Origin of the sequence: Streptomyces sp. SID14515 (assembly GCF_010548505.1) — a bacterium.
In the GTDB taxonomy this organism is placed as follows: domain Bacteria; phylum Actinomycetota; class Actinomycetes; order Streptomycetales; family Streptomycetaceae; genus Streptomyces; species Streptomyces caviscabies.
In genome coordinates this window covers 46,051-59,031 of record NZ_JAAGMH010000136.1, presented here as the reverse complement: position 1 = coordinate 59,031, position 12,981 = coordinate 46,051, and the positions used below count along the sequence as shown (strand labels likewise).

General features: G+C 71.0%; 16 protein-coding genes. 1 reads left to right on the top strand and 15 read right to left on the bottom strand.

Features of this window, described 5'->3' with window-relative positions:
* Positions 1-5: 5 nt before the first annotated feature.
* From G3I54_RS32865 to G3I54_RS32800, 14 genes are all read right to left on the bottom strand, one after another.
* A complete protein-coding gene (locus G3I54_RS32865; RefSeq protein WP_164620105.1) occupies positions 6-1,628 on the bottom strand; it encodes a YifB family Mg chelatase-like AAA ATPase in 1,623 nt (540 codons plus the stop codon).
* Positions 1,628-1,987, bottom strand: a complete 360-nt coding sequence (locus G3I54_RS32860; RefSeq protein WP_164620104.1) for a YraN family protein — start codon at positions 1,985-1,987, stop codon at positions 1,628-1,630. Before G3I54_RS32860 ends, G3I54_RS32865 begins: the two co-directional genes overlap by 1 nt.
* A gap of 161 nt (positions 1,988-2,148) precedes the next feature.
* A complete protein-coding gene (locus tag G3I54_RS32855; protein WP_003965949.1) occupies positions 2,149-2,457 on the bottom strand; it encodes a DUF2469 domain-containing protein in 309 nt (102 codons plus the stop codon).
* Between the two features lie 64 nt (positions 2,458-2,521).
* Positions 2,522-3,010: an NUDIX hydrolase gene (locus G3I54_RS32850; protein WP_164620102.1), complete on the bottom strand. Its 489-nt coding sequence runs from the start codon at positions 3,008-3,010 to the stop codon at positions 2,522-2,524.
* On the bottom strand, positions 3,007-3,762 hold the full coding sequence (gene lepB / locus G3I54_RS32845) for a signal peptidase I (protein WP_164620100.1): 756 nt from the start codon (positions 3,760-3,762) through the stop codon (positions 3,007-3,009). The genes G3I54_RS32850 and lepB (G3I54_RS32845) overlap by 4 nt, the downstream gene beginning before the upstream one ends.
* Before the next feature lie 50 nt (positions 3,763-3,812).
* Positions 3,813-4,709 carry a signal peptidase I gene (lepB, locus tag G3I54_RS32840; protein WP_164620214.1) on the bottom strand — a complete coding sequence of 299 codons (897 nt, stop codon included), beginning with the start codon at positions 4,707-4,709 and terminating at the stop codon, positions 3,813-3,815.
* On the bottom strand, positions 4,612-5,688 hold the full coding sequence (gene lepB / locus G3I54_RS32835; RefSeq protein WP_164620098.1) for a signal peptidase I: 1,077 nt from the start codon (positions 5,686-5,688) through the stop codon (positions 4,612-4,614). Before lepB (G3I54_RS32835) ends, lepB (G3I54_RS32840) begins: the two co-directional genes overlap by 98 nt.
* Positions 5,681-6,451 carry a signal peptidase I gene (lepB, locus tag G3I54_RS32830; protein WP_164620096.1) on the bottom strand — a complete coding sequence of 257 codons (771 nt, stop codon included), beginning with the start codon at positions 6,449-6,451 and terminating at the stop codon, positions 5,681-5,683. Before lepB (G3I54_RS32830) ends, lepB (G3I54_RS32835) begins: the two co-directional genes overlap by 8 nt.
* A 45-nt stretch (positions 6,452-6,496) precedes the next feature.
* Positions 6,497-6,847: a 50S ribosomal protein L19 gene (gene rplS / locus G3I54_RS32825; protein WP_003965955.1), complete on the bottom strand. Its 351-nt coding sequence runs from the start codon at positions 6,845-6,847 to the stop codon at positions 6,497-6,499.
* 130 nt (positions 6,848-6,977) lie between these two features.
* Entirely contained in the window at positions 6,978-7,799 is an 822-nt protein-coding gene (gene trmD / locus G3I54_RS32820; RefSeq protein ID WP_103507125.1) for a tRNA (guanosine(37)-N1)-methyltransferase TrmD, read from the bottom strand.
* A complete protein-coding gene (rimM, locus tag G3I54_RS32815) occupies positions 7,799-8,404 on the bottom strand; it encodes a ribosome maturation factor RimM (RefSeq protein ID WP_164620094.1) in 606 nt (201 codons plus the stop codon). Before rimM ends, trmD begins: the two co-directional genes overlap by 1 nt.
* Positions 8,405-8,522: 118 nt before the next feature.
* Positions 8,523-8,762 carry an RNA-binding protein gene (locus tag G3I54_RS32810; protein ID WP_003965959.1) on the bottom strand — a complete coding sequence of 80 codons (240 nt, stop codon included), beginning with the start codon at positions 8,760-8,762 and terminating at the stop codon, positions 8,523-8,525.
* Positions 8,763-8,764: 2 nt separating this feature from the next.
* Positions 8,765-9,205, bottom strand: coding sequence for a 30S ribosomal protein S16 (gene rpsP, locus G3I54_RS32805; RefSeq protein ID WP_164620092.1), 441 nt, complete (start codon positions 9,203-9,205; stop codon positions 8,765-8,767).
* Positions 9,206-9,362: 157 nt separating this feature from the next.
* Positions 9,363-9,956 carry a hypothetical protein gene (locus tag G3I54_RS32800; protein WP_003965961.1) on the bottom strand — a complete coding sequence of 198 codons (594 nt, stop codon included), beginning with the start codon at positions 9,954-9,956 and terminating at the stop codon, positions 9,363-9,365.
* A 452-nt stretch (positions 9,957-10,408) separates the two neighbouring features.
* On the opposite strand from G3I54_RS32800, the gene G3I54_RS32795 reads away from it, so the two are divergent.
* Complete coding sequence (locus tag G3I54_RS32795) at positions 10,409-11,293, top strand: class I SAM-dependent methyltransferase (protein ID WP_164620090.1); 885 nt, start codon at positions 10,409-10,411, stop codon at positions 11,291-11,293.
* 78 nt (positions 11,294-11,371) lie between these two features.
* Here G3I54_RS32795 and ffh read toward each other — a convergent pair whose 3' ends face one another.
* Positions 11,372-12,919 carry a signal recognition particle protein gene (gene ffh, locus G3I54_RS32790; protein ID WP_164620088.1) on the bottom strand — a complete coding sequence of 516 codons (1,548 nt, stop codon included), beginning with the start codon at positions 12,917-12,919 and terminating at the stop codon, positions 11,372-11,374.
* Between the last annotated feature and the right edge of the window lie 62 nt (positions 12,920-12,981).

Here is a 12,981-nt window from a genome sequence, read left to right as displayed (position 1 = left end):
GCCGCTCACCGCTCCCCCGCCCCCATCGGCACCCCGCGCTGGATGCCCGTCCGCAGTTCCAGGGCGACCGCCACATCGGAGTCGTCCGGGCGGTCCGCGCCGCGCAGGTCCGCCACGGTCCAGGCCACCCTCAGCACCCGGTCCAGGCCCCGGGCCGTGAGGATGCCGCGTTCCAGGTCCCGCTCCGCCGCCGCCAGCGCTCCCGGAGCCGCGAGCAGCCGGGTCCGCAGCTCATGGCCGGGCACCTCGCTGTTCGTGGTCCACGGGGTGCCGGCCAGCCGCTCGGCCGCCCGCGCCCTGGCCTCCCGTACCCGTGCGGCGACGACGGCCGTCGACTCGCCCCGGCCGCCCTGCCCCAGGAGGTCGGCGCGGTCGACCGGCTCCACCTCGACCCGCAGGTCCACCCGGTCGAGCAGGGGCCCGGACAGGCGCGCCTGGTAGCGGCGGACCACCGAGGGCGGGCACTCGCAGCCCGCGCCGGTGAGCGTGTGCCGGCCGCAGGGGCACGGATTGGCGGCCAGCACCATCAGGAACCGGGCGGGCAGCCGCACCACGCCCGCCGCCCGCGCGACCACCACATGACCGGACTCCAGGGGCTGACGCAACGCGTCGAGAGCCTTGCCCGAGAACTCCGGGGCCTCGTCGAGGAACAGGACCCCGCGATGCGCCAGGGAAACCGCCCCGGGCCTCGGGATCCCGTTGCCCCCGCCGACCAGGGACTGCATGGTCGCCGAGTGGTGCGGGGCGCAGTAGGGCGCCCGGGAGACGAGCGGTTCACCCGGGGGGAGGATGCCCGCCACGGAGTGGACCGCCGTCACTTCGAGGGATTCCTGCCGGGTCAGCGGCGGCAGGACCGCCGACAGCCGCTCGGCCAGCATGGTCTTGCCCGCGCCCGGCGGGCCCGAGAACAGCAGATGGTGTCCTCCGGCCGCGGCCACCTCCAGGGCCCGGCGCGGACGCGGCTGCCCCGCGACGTCCGCCAGATCGGGCCGGTGCCCGTCACCGCGCGCGGAGGCCGGGGCGAGCCCCGCGCCGAGGCCCGTGCCGGGGATCATGAGCCCGGCCAGCATGGCGTCGGGCCGCCCCTGGTCGTCGGCGGGCTCCTCGGGCACCGGTTCGTCGCACAGAACCGCGATGAGCTGGCGCAGGCTCCGGACCCCGAGGACCGAGACCCCCGGCACCAGGGCCGCTTCCCCGGCCGACTGCTCGGGGACGACGACCTGCTCGTATCCCGCTTCGGCCGCCGCGAGGACGGCCGGCAGCACGCCCCGTACCGGACGCACCCGGCCGTCCAGACCCAGTTCGCCGATCATCACCACATCGGCGATCGTGGCGGGGTCGATCCGCTCCGCCGCTCCGAGGACCGCGCTCGCGACGGCGAGGTCGAAGCCCGAACCGCTCTTCGGCACGGAGGCCGGGGAGAGCCCGACCGTGAGCTTCTTCTGCGGCCACTCCGCCCCGGAATTGACCACCGCGGCCCGCACCCGGTCCCGGCTCTCCACCAGGCTCTTGTCCGGCAGTCCGACCAGGGTGAAGGCCGCCACCCCCGGCTCCAGGTCCGCCTGGACCTCCACCACCACGCCCTCGACGCCGACCAGCGCCACGGAGCACGCTCGTGCGAAGCCCATCAGGACACCCCCCGGGCGTGCTCCGTGACCGGGGCCCCGCGCCGGGGCACGATCACCCCGATCAGGTCGATACGGACGCCGCCGGACGGTGGCCCGCCGTGCCGGTCGAGCCAGATCTCGGCGAGCCGTCGCAGCCGGTCCGCCTTGACCGGGCCGACCGCGGCCATGGGGTGTTCGAAAGCGTCTGACCTGCGGGTCTTCACCTCGCAGAAGACCAGGACGTCACCGTCCCTGGCCACGATGTCGATCTCTCCGGCGCGGCAGCGCCAGTTGCGCTCGACCACCGCCATTCCGGCTTCGGTCAGCAGCCGTGCCGCCAGATCCTCGCCGTACCGCCCGAGTGCCCCCCGTGCGTTCATATCGGCACCACCTCCGGCACCGACTGTGACCCGGCCCGCCCGAAGATGTGGATCTTGGTGGACAACTCCGCGGATGTGGAAAACCCGGCCACCCACACGGGTGACCGGGTCACTCACTGCAACGCGCGTATCGGCGGCCCCGCACCGCGGGCCGCGCGGGGTCAGCCTCCCGGAAGTTCCAGATCGCTCTTGTTGAGCTCTTCGATGTTGACGTCCTTGAAGGTCAGCACGCGGACCTGCTTGACGAACCTCGCGGGCCGGTACATGTCCCAGACCCAGGCGTCCGCCATGGACACCTCGAAGAAAACCTCACCCTGGACCGAGTGCACCTGCATCTCGTAGTCGTTGGTGAGGTAGAAGCGCCGTTCGGTCTCGATCACATATTTGAACAGACCGACGACATCGCGGTACTCCCGGTAGAGCTTCAGCTCCATCTCGGTCTCGTACTTCTCGAGGTCCTCGGCGCTCATGGCATGTTTCCCCTTCAGCCGTGCGTGCCCCCATTGTGCGTCAGCCTCCGGCACCCCTGAACGATTAGACGATTTCGGGGGCCAGAACCAACGGATCACGCGGGGGACCCTCGTCGAGAAGCGTGCGCAGCAGCTCGGCGAGTCTGGTCGGGTACACCGTCTCACGCGTCGCGAGCAGTTCGGCGGAAGTCCACCACCTCAGACCGGCGACGCTGCGCAGTTCCAGGTCGGTGAGGCCCTGCGGGGCGGTGGCGGTCCGTGTCGTGCGGGCCAGGTAGTACCACTCGTCCTGGTCCCAGCGCCGCCCGTCGAACGGGAAGGAACAGATCCGGGTCCAGAGCAGCGGGCCCAGCTCGATGTCCGTGATCCCGGTCTCCTCGGCGAGCTCACGGCGAGCCGCCTGCTCCCGGGTCTCATCGCCCTCCAGGCCGCCGCCCGGGGTGAACCACCAGGTGTCGGCCGGGTCGTCCGGCTCGTAACCGTGCAGCAGCAGAACGCGGTCGTCGGGGTCCAGGAGGACCACCCGGGCGACCCTGCGGGCCTCCGAGGTCACCGGGCCCCTCCGGCGACCGTCCTCCGGCGGGCCAGGCGCGCCGCCACGGGCCCGTACACCGCGCCGCCGAGGATCAGGACGACACCCACCAGGACCGCCCCCAGCTGGAGCGGCAGCGGCCCCGCGGCGGACACCCCGCCGGGCAGTGCGGCGAACGAGGAGGGCCGGCTGATCATGCCGTTCATCGGCCAGGCCACCGCGTCCACCCGGGCCTGTACGGCGCTGAGCGGTACGGAGCCCTCGCCGGCGTCCTGCAGGTGGACCCGGGAGTCCAGGGAGGTGGCCCGTTCGTCGCCGAGCAGGAAGATCTGGCCCTTGGGCACGGTGGCGGAGAAGTCCTGGGGCGAGGCGGGGGCCGCTTCGCCCGGGGCGGCCGGGCCCCGGGTGAGGTACGGCTCGTCGACGGGGGTTCCGTTGACGGTGAGCCGCCCTTCCTTGTCGCAGCAGGCCACCTTGTCGCCGCCGATCCCGACGACGCGCTTCACCATCGCCGTGGCGCCCCAGACCTGGTCGGTGAAGACCACCACGTCACCGCGCCGGACGTCGGCACCGTCTATCCGCTCGGCGAGCACCCGGTCGCCGGGGTTCACCGTCGGGGCCATGGAGTTGGTCGGGATCGTGTACGGCTGGTAGACCACCGCCGCCCAGACGAAACCGCCGAGGAAGAGCACACAGCCGACGGCCACGGCCAAGCCCGACATCATGGCGCCGAGCCGGCCGCGGCCGTCGTCCTTGCGTCCTGTACCGCTCATCCCAGCGCTCCCCCGTCGGAGATCGACAATCGCTGATCCGAGTCGGCACCCTACCCGGCGGTACGCCCGGCGGTCAGCCTCCGGCGGCGCCACAACACGAGGGGCACCGCTCCGGCTACGCCCAGTGCCGTCGGCGCCATCGCGGCGGCCGCGTTCAGACCGGGCTGGTCGAAGGTGTCCGGGACCGGCAGGGTCGCCCAGCGGCCCAGCGGCCAGGCGACGACGACGGCGCGGCCGACGACCTCGTCCGTGGAGACCGTGCCCTCGCCGGGGAGCTCCTGGTGGTAGCGCGAGTCCAGGGAGTTCTGCCGGTGGTCGCCCATGACGAAGATCCGGCCGTCCGGCACCTTGATCGGGCCGAAGGGCTTGTCGTTGCACGGGGTGTTCCCCGGGAAGATGAACGACTTCTCGTCCAGGCTCTTCCCGTTGACCGTGACCGGCCCGTTCTCCTTGCACTCCACGGTGTCGCCGCCGACCGCGATGACCCGCTTGATCAGGTCCTTCTCCTCGGAGGACGGCATCAGGCCGATGAAGCTCAGGAACTTCTGCACCGCGTTGGGCTCCGGCGTCGCGGTGTCCTCCAGCCAGCCGCCCGGGTCGTGGAAGACCACGACCTCGCCGCGCTCCGGCTCCGAGCCGAACCACGGGGTCAGCTTGTCGACCAGCACCCGGTCGCCCCGCTGCAGCGTGTTCTGCATGGAGTCCGAGGGGATCGAGAACGCCTGGACCAGGAACGTCTTGATCAGCAGCGCCAGAACCAGGGCGATGCCGACGAGCAGCGGCAGCTCCAGCCAGAAGGAGCGCTGCTTCCTGGGACGCCTGCCACCGTCGTCGCCAGGGGTGCCGCCGTCACCCTCCGGCGGGACCGCCGCCCCGCCCGCGGGAGACTCGTCGCGCTCCGGCCGGTCCTCGGGTTCGTCGTGTCCGGATCGTGCGCCGACCGCCAAATCCCCCACATCCACTCCTCAATACGTGCCACGGCCCGCGCCCGATCCGGTGCAGGCCCACCACTCCCATAACGAGCGGGAGTTCCGCAGGGGTCGGGAGCCGGACCATTCCATAGCGATCCGGAGGTGCCACACTATTCGACGGTGCCGGAACCGCTGCCTCCGATGTACGCGCGTCCGGGACCGCGGTGAAGGCGTCGCGCTCCTCCAGCGTGCTCCAGTGGCCGAACGGCCAGGCGATCACGACGGCCCGCCCCACGACCTCCGCCTCGGAGACCGTGCCCCGGTCGGGCTCGTCGAGGTGGAAGCGGGAGTCGGCGGAGTCCGACCGGTGGTCGCCCATCACGAACAGCCGGCCCTTGGGGACCTTCACCTCGAACGAGATGGTCGAGGGCCGGTCGTCGGGGTGGAGGTACGTCTCGGCCAGCGGTACGCCGTTGACGGTGATCCGGCCGTCCTCGCCGCAGCACTTCACGGTGTCGCCGCCGACCGCGATGACCCGCTTGATCAGGTCCTGCTCGTCGTCGGACGGCAGCAGCCCGATGAAGGTCAGCAGTTCGGTGGCCTGCTTGACGCCGATCGGCGGGTCCTTCTTCTGTCCGGGGTTCTCCTGCTGGAGCCAGCCGCCGGGGTCCTTGAACACCACGACGTCGCCGCGCTCCGGCTTCGATCCGAACCACGGGGTCAGCTTGTCCACCAGCACCCGGTCGCCGATCCGGATGGTCTGCTCCATCGACCCGGACGGGATGACGAACGCCTGGACCAGGAACGTCTTCAGGACGAGCGCGATCAGCAGCGCCACGACGACGAGGACGGGTATCTCTCTCATCGCGGACCTGCGGCGCTTGCGCCGGACCTTCTTGGCGAGCTTGCGGCGCTCCGCCCGGGTGGGCAGCGAGCGCGGCCCGGTGGGCCTGGTCCCGGTCGGCAGGGACGCGTCGGGGTCGGGTGCGCCGCGCGGACGTCCGCGGTTACCCATGCGCCCCGCCGGGCGCCCGTACGCCGCCGAAGGCGCCGGTCCCCTGCAACGAGCCGATCCGGGCCGGCGGCCAGCCCAGCCAGTCCACCCGGCCGGTCACCCGCTCGACGGGGACCATCCCGCCGCCGGGCGAGCCGAGACGGTCCCGGGAGTCGCTGGAGCGGCTGCGGTGGTCGCCCATCATCCACAGGGCGCCGACGGGCACCACGATGTCGAAGGGCGCCCGGGAAGCGGTGTCACCGGGGAACAGATACGGCTCGTCCACCGCTGTGCCGTTGACCGCGAGCCTCCCCCGCGCGTCGCAGCAGACGACACGGTCGCCGCCCACGCCCACCACCCGCTTCACGAAGTCGGTGTCGGCGGGCTCCACGAGCCCCAGGGAGGCCGCCGCTCCGCGCACCAGCCCGGTCAGCGGGTTCGCGTCGAGGTCCTCCCGTACGAACGAGCCGGTGCCGTCGAAGACCACCACGTCGCCGCGCTCGGGCTCGGCGCCGAAACGGTACGCCAGTTTGTTGACGAGGACCCGGTCCCCGACCTGCAGCGTGGGCTCCATCGAGCGGCTGGGAATCAGGAAAGGCTGGACCACGTAGGAGCTGAACAGCAGCAGGGCGACGGTGGCCAGGACCGCCCCGGTGACCACCCGCCGCCAGGTCAGCACGGAGGCGACGCGGTCCCGCGTACGCGAAAAGCGCGACCTCTCCCCGGACCCCGCGTCGGGTTCCGAGGAGCGGTCGCGCTCCGAGTGCTGTGCTTGCGTGTCCATCGCGGCCGAAGCTTATCCGGCCGCCCTGTGGACGCGGGCAGCAGCTCAGTTGTCGCGCTTCTCCTTGATCTTCGCGGCCTTGCCGCGCAGCTCACGGAGGAAGTACAGCTTGGCGCGACGGACGTCACCGCGGGTGACGAGCTCGATCTTCTCGAAGATCGGGCTGTGCACCGGGAAGGTGCGCTCGACGCCGACGCTGAAGGAGACCTTGCGGACCGTGAAGGTCTCGCTGACGCCCGAGCCCTGGCGGCGGATGACAACACCCTTGAACTGCTGGATACGGGAGCGGTTGCCCTCGATCACGCGCACGTGGACGTTGACGGTGTCACCGGGGCGGAACGCCGGGACGTCCGAACGGAGGGTGGCGGCGTTGACGCCATCGAGCAGGGAAGCCATGGTTTCTGCTTTCTTCGCCGATGCCACAGGTCATCGACGGAATGTCGTTGAAGAGTTCGGAGTGCTGATCGCGTCGGGCGGGCGTCTTTCCCCCTGTGGCAGGGGCGCACACCGGACGTACAGCAGCGGCCTATTCTTCCACGGCGGTGGGCCTGCGCCAAAATCGGCCGCCGGGCTCCGGCGCGAAGCCGAGGATGGAGAGGATCTCGCGGTCCTTCTTGTCGAAGGCGCTCGCCTCGCACCGCTCGATCAGGTCGGGCCGGTTGAGGGCGGTACGGGCGAAGGCCTGGTCCCGCCGCCAGCGTGCGATCTTCCCGTGGTGGCCGCTGAGCAGCACGTCCGGGATGGACCGGCCGCGCCACTCGGGCGGCTTGGTGTAGACGGGCCCCTCCAGGAGGTTCGCCATCGCGCCGGGCGCGAAGGAGTCGTCCCGGTGGGACTCGGCGTTGCCGAGGACGCCGGGCAGCAGGCGGGCCACGGCCTCCGTGATCACCAGGACGGCCGCTTCCCCGCCGGCCAGTACGTAATCCCCGATGGAGACCTCGACGACCCGCAGCCGGGTGGCGTACTCGTCGATCACCCGGCGGTCGATGCCCTCGTACCGCGCCGGGGTGAAGACCAGCCAGGGTGCGGCGGAGAGTTCGACGGCCAGTTCCTGGGTGAACGGGCGACCGCTGGGCGTGGGCACGACGAGCACCGGGGAGTGCGCCCCGGCCTCGTAGCCGTCGGCCAGGGCCTCGTCCAGCGCCTCGCCCCAGGGCTCGGTCTTCATGACCATGCCGGGGCCGCCGCCGTAAGGGGTGTCGTCGACCGTGTTGTGCCGGTCGTACGTCCACTCCCGCAGGTCATGGACATGGACGTCCAGCACGCCGCGGGCGCGGGCCTTGCCGACCAGGGAGACGTTCAGCGGTTCCAGGTACTCCGGGAAGATCGTGACGACGTCGAGCCGCATCAGGCGTCGCCCTTCGGCGCCTCGTCCGCGTCCGCCGGGGCCTCCGCGTCCTCCGGGGCCTCTTCCTCGTCGCGGGAGGAGGCGACCACTGCCTCGCTCTCGTCGATCAGGCCGGGCGGCGGGGTAATGACCGCGCGCTGCTCCTCCAGGTCGATCTCGGTGACGATCTCCTCCACGAAGGGGATCATCACCTCGCTGCCGTCGGGCCGCTCCACGATGAACAGGTCCTGCGAGGGCAGGTGGGAGATCTCGGTGATCCGGCCGATCTCGGTGCCGTCGGCCAGCACCACGTCGAGGTCGATCAGCTGGTGGTCGTAGAACTCGTCCTCTTCCTCGGGGAGCTCCTCCGGGTCCACCTCGGCGATCAGCAGGGTGTTGCGCAGGGCCTCGGCGCCGGAGCGGTCGCGTACGCCCTCGAAGCGCAGCAGGAGCCGGCCGCTGTGGACCCGGCCGGTCTCGATCGTCAGCGGACCCGTCTCCGCCGGTTCGGTGGCCAGGACGGCGCCGGGTCCGAGCCGCAGCTCCGGCTCGTCCGTTCGTACCTCGACGGTGACCTCGCCCTTGATGCCGTGGGCGCGGCCGATCCGCGCGACTACCAACTGCACGCTGTTCTCCGATTGATGGGGTGCGGACGTGGAGGAGGAGACGTCCGGGTGGCCGACGACAAAGGCCGGGGACGGCCCGAAGGCCCTCCCCGGCCCTGGCCGGTGTTCAACTCGCTGATCAGCGAACCTGGTCCACATCGACGAGGTCGACACGGATACCGCGGCCGCCGATGGCACCCACGACCGTACGCAGAGCGCGAGCGGTGCGGCCGTTACGGCCGATCACCTTGCCGAGGTCGTCGGGGTGGACCCGGACCTCCAGCACGCGCCCGCGACGCAGGGTGCGCTCGGCAACCTGCACGTCGTCGGGGTTGTCGACGATGCCCTTCACGAGGTGCTCGAGAGCCTCCTCGAGCATGCTCAGGCCTCGGTCGACTCGGTGGACGCGGGGGCCTCAGCCGCCTCGTCCGCCTTCTTGTCGGACTTCTTGGCCTTGGGGGTGATGGCCTCACCCTTGGCCTCGTCGCCGTCCGAGGACAGCGCCTCGAACAGCGCGCGCTTGTCAGCCTTGGGCTCCGGCTGCAGCAGCGGCGCGGGGGCCGGGAGGCCCTTGTGGGCCTGCCAGTCACCGGTGAGCTTCAGGATCGCGAGGACCGGCTCGGTCGGCTGGGCGCCGACGGACAGCCAGTACTGCGCGCGCTCCGAGTTGACCTCGATGCGCGAGGGGTTCTGCACCGGGTGGTACAGGCCGATCTCCTCGATGGCCCGGCCGTCACGGCGGGTACGGGAGTCGGCGACGACGATGCGGTAGTGAGGCGAACGGATCTTGCCCAGACGCTTCAGCTTGATCTTGACTGCCACGGAAGTGGTGTCTCCTGGTCTATGACGTGGTTGGGCACAACTAGATGCCACGTGGGGTTGCGGTACTCGGAGTGCCCGATGGACGCGTCAGCCGGAGGAGAGAGGGGTCCTGTGCGACTGTCGAGTACAGCTAGCCATTGTGCCACACCACATCGGCTCACCCCACCGCGACCGCCGCTTCCGGGATCCGGAACGGCTTGCCGCAGCCGCCGCAGACGATCGGCGCCTGCGCCAGGACCGACGGGACGACGCGGACGTTGCGTCCGCAGTCGCAGACGGCCTTGACCCGCACACCGCCTCCGGAGGAACCGTGCCGGGCGGCAGGTCCGCGGAAGGAGCGCTTGGTGTCGGCGGCGGTGGCGACGGTGTGCGCCTTGAGGGCGCGCTGCAGCCGTTCGGTGGTCGGACGGTACCGGCGCTTGGCTTCCGGATTCAGCGTGACCAGTGAGAATCCGCTGCTGGGGTGGGGTTCCTCGGCATGATCGAGGCCCAGCTCCTCGGCGATCGCGAGGAAACGTCGGTTGTGGTAGCGGCCGGCGCGGGAGGTGTCTCGGACTCCTCTCGCGGCGGCGATGCCGTGGACTGCCTCGTGGAGCAGTCGCTCGAAGGAGAGCTCGGCGCCACAGGCGGACGAGGACTCTCCGATCAGGGACTCGGGCGCGGCAAGATCGGGCAGCTCGGGGTGGTACCGCTGAATGTCGGCCCACGCCTGTGCCAGCTCTGCGGCAAGTACAGGTGGTGTCGTGCTCACGTCGTGACAACGAGCCCGAGTGCTCCGGTGTTCCTATTCCGGGGCATCCCAAATAATTTGCACGTACCAGTCAGTTGCCGTTGATGCGTCCGGACGAGGGCGGGTACGCAGAACTGCGGAGAAGGCGCACAGCTCGCACCAAGGTGGTGCACAGCGTGCGGTGCGCCGGGCGCTTCGGATGTGAGGTGCGCGGGCGGCCCGCGGTCCTGACGAATCCGCCCGAGAGACTACCCGCCCCGCCGCTCGACGTGCCCGGCGCGGGGTGTCGGGTAAGACTGGTCGGAGAGCAGACGCGGAACGGGGCGCACGACCGGTGCACGCAAGCACTGCCCCACAACCCCTGGACGGAACGGCGGATGCGCAGTTCTCTGGCTACGGGGGTGCGGAACATACGCACACGGGGGACGTCCACTCGGGCACGACCGACCTCTTGGCGGATTGGGGCACTTTCCATGACACCAACGCTCGTCCGGAACCAGCCGGCCGCGGACGCCTCCGCGCCGGCGGACGCCGGTACCCGCGCACGCGACTGGGCCGAGATCCAGGAACGCATGCTCGCGCCGCTGTACGAAGCGGTGTACGACCGGATGGAAGTCGGGGCCGCCACCCGGATGCTGTCCCTCGGCTGCGGCTCGGGCCTCGCGATGCTCGTCGCGGCGGCCCGGGGTGCGCATGTCACGGGTGTGGACTCCGACCGGGAGCGCCTGGCGCTGGCCCGCGCGCGGCTGTTGCCGGAGGCCGGCTGGAACGAGGCGCCCGCGCACTCCCCGCACCCGGCCCACCGTCGGGCCCGGCTGCTGGAGGACGGGCCGTCCGCGCCCGCCGGCGCGGACGGCGCTCCGTACAACCTGATCACGGTCTTCGAGCCGATCGGCTGCGCGGCCGGGGACTCCGAGGGGCTGGTGCCCGCGCTGCGGTCGGCGGTGCCGCTGGCCGTCCGGGGCGCCTCGGTGGTGCTGACCGGCTGGGGTCCGCCGGAGCGCTGCGCCACGGCGGCGGTGCTGCGGGTGGCCGCGCGGCTGGCGGAGTCCGGGCGTCCGCCGCGTACGGAGCCCGGCAGGTGGCGGCCCACGCTCCGGGACGACCTGGAGGACGTGGCGGCGCGGGCCGGGCTGAAGCCGGACGGTTCGGGGCGGGTGTCCTGCCCGTTCGGGTACGCGGACGTGAACAGCGCGGTGCGCGGGCTGCTGTCGACCGGGCTCTTCGACGCCGCCGTACGGGCCACGGACCGCTCCCAGGTGGAGAAGGAGGTCGCGGAGGCCCTGCATCCGCATCGGCGGCAGGACGGCACGGTGTGGATGCCGAACGTCTTCCGCTATCTGGTCTGCGTGACCTGAGCGAGTACGTCCGCCGGACATGCGTAAGGGGCGCCCTCTCTCAAGGGCGCCCCTTACGCATGACTGATGCCGTGCCGCTTACATGAACTTCTTGAACTCGTCCGGCAGCTCGAAGTTCTTGTCCTCCTGGGCGGGCAGACCGAACGCGCCGCCCTGGGCGGCCTGCTCGCGGCGCTCCGCGGCGGCGGCCTCCTCGGCCTTGCGCTTCATGGGGTTGCCGCTCTTGCGCTTGCCCTTGGCCTGCTTGACCTGCTTCTTCTGGCGGCCGGGGCCGCCACCCATGCCGGGCATCCCCGGCATCCCGGGCATACCGCCGCCCTGGGCCATCTTCGACATCATCTTGCGGGCCTCGAAGAAGCGCTCCACCAGGCTCTTGACCGCGGAGACCTCGACGCCCGAACCCTTGGCGATACGGGCCCGGCGCGAGCCGTTGATGATCGTCGGCTCGGCGCGCTCCTTGGGAGTCATCGACTTGATGATCGCGGCGGTGCGGTCGATGTCGCGCTCGTCGATGTTGTTGATCTGGTCCTTGATCTGCCCCATGCCGGGCAGCATGCCGAGCAGCTTGGAGATGGAGCCCATCTTGCGGACCTGCTCCATCTGGGCCAGGAAGTCGTCGAGGGTGAAGTCCTTGCCACCCTTGCTCGACTGGAGCTTCGAGGCCATTTTGGCGGCCTCTTCCTGGCTGAACGTCTTCTCCGCCTGCTCGATCAGGGTGAGCAGGTCACCCATGTCGAGGATGCGGGAGGCCATCCGGTCCGGGTGGAACGCGTCGAAGTCCTCCAGCTTCTCGCCGTTCGACGCGAACATGACCTGCTTGCCCGTGACATGGGCGATCGACAGGGCCGCACCACCGCGGGCGTCGCCGTCGAGCTTGGAGAGCACCACGCCGTCGAAGCCGACGCCGTCGCGGAAGGCCTCGGCGGTGTTGACCGCGTCCTGACCGATCATCGCGTCGACGACGAAGAGGATCTCGTCGGGGCTGACGGCGTCGCGGATGTCCGCGGCCTGCCGCATCAGCTCCTGGTCGATGCCGAGGCGTCCGGCGGTGTCGACGATGACGATGTCGTGGACCTTGGCCTTGGCGAACTCGATGGAGTCCTTGGCGACCTGGACCGGGTCGCCGACGCCGTTGCCCGGCTCGGGGGCGTACACCGCGACGCCGGCGCGCTCGGCGACGACGCTCAGCTGGTTGACGGCGTTGGGGCGCTGGAGGTCGCAGGCGACGAGCAGCGGGGAGTGGCCCTGGCCCTTGAGCCAGAGGCCGAGCTTTCCGGCGAGCGTCGTCTTACCGGCGCCCTGGAGGCCGGCGAGCATGATCACGGTGGGCGCGGTCTTGGCGAACCGCAGCCGCCGGGTCTCGCCGCCGAGGATGGAGACGAGCTCCTCGTTGACGATCTTGACGACCTGCTGGGCGGGGTTCAGCGCCTGGGAGACCTCGACGCCGCGCGCCCGCTCCTTCACATTGGCGATGAAGGCCCGGACCACGGGCAGGGCGACGTCGGCTTCCAGCAGGGCGATACGGATCTCGCGTGCCGTGGCGTCGATGTCCGCCTCGGACAAGCGGCCCTTGCCCCTGAGGTTCTTGAAAGTCGCGCTAAGGCGGTCGGAGAGAGTATCGAACACGGCGCTCGTCGGTCCTCAGGGTCGGGGGCGGGGCAGGTCAGTCGCCCTCCAGGGTATCCGTC

Coding starts and splice junctions, on each gene's coding strand:
- G3I54_RS32865 (WP_164620105.1), bottom strand. CDS start 1,628: ATGGGCTTCGCACGAGCGTGCTCCGTGGCGCTGGTCGGCGTCGAGGGC.
- G3I54_RS32860 (WP_164620104.1), bottom strand. CDS start 1,987: ATGAACGCACGGGGGGCACTCGGGCGGTACGGCGAGGATCTGGCGGCA.
- G3I54_RS32855 (WP_003965949.1), bottom strand. CDS start 2,457: ATGAGCGCCGAGGACCTCGAGAAGTACGAGACCGAGATGGAGCTGAAG.
- lepB (WP_164620100.1), bottom strand. CDS start 3,762: ATGAGCGGTACAGGACGCAAGGACGACGGCCGCGGCCGGCTCGGCGCC.
- lepB (WP_164620098.1), bottom strand. CDS start 5,688: ATGGGTAACCGCGGACGTCCGCGCGGCGCACCCGACCCCGACGCGTCC.
- lepB (WP_164620096.1), bottom strand. CDS start 6,451: ATGGACACGCAAGCACAGCACTCGGAGCGCGACCGCTCCTCGGAACCC.
- rplS (WP_003965955.1), bottom strand. CDS start 6,847: ATGGCTTCCCTGCTCGATGGCGTCAACGCCGCCACCCTCCGTTCGGAC.
- trmD (WP_103507125.1), bottom strand. CDS start 7,799: ATGCGGCTCGACGTCGTCACGATCTTCCCGGAGTACCTGGAACCGCTG.
- G3I54_RS32810 (WP_003965959.1), bottom strand. CDS start 8,762: ATGCTCGAGGAGGCTCTCGAGCACCTCGTGAAGGGCATCGTCGACAAC.
- G3I54_RS32795 (WP_164620090.1), top strand. CDS start 10,409: ATGACACCAACGCTCGTCCGGAACCAGCCGGCCGCGGACGCCTCCGCG.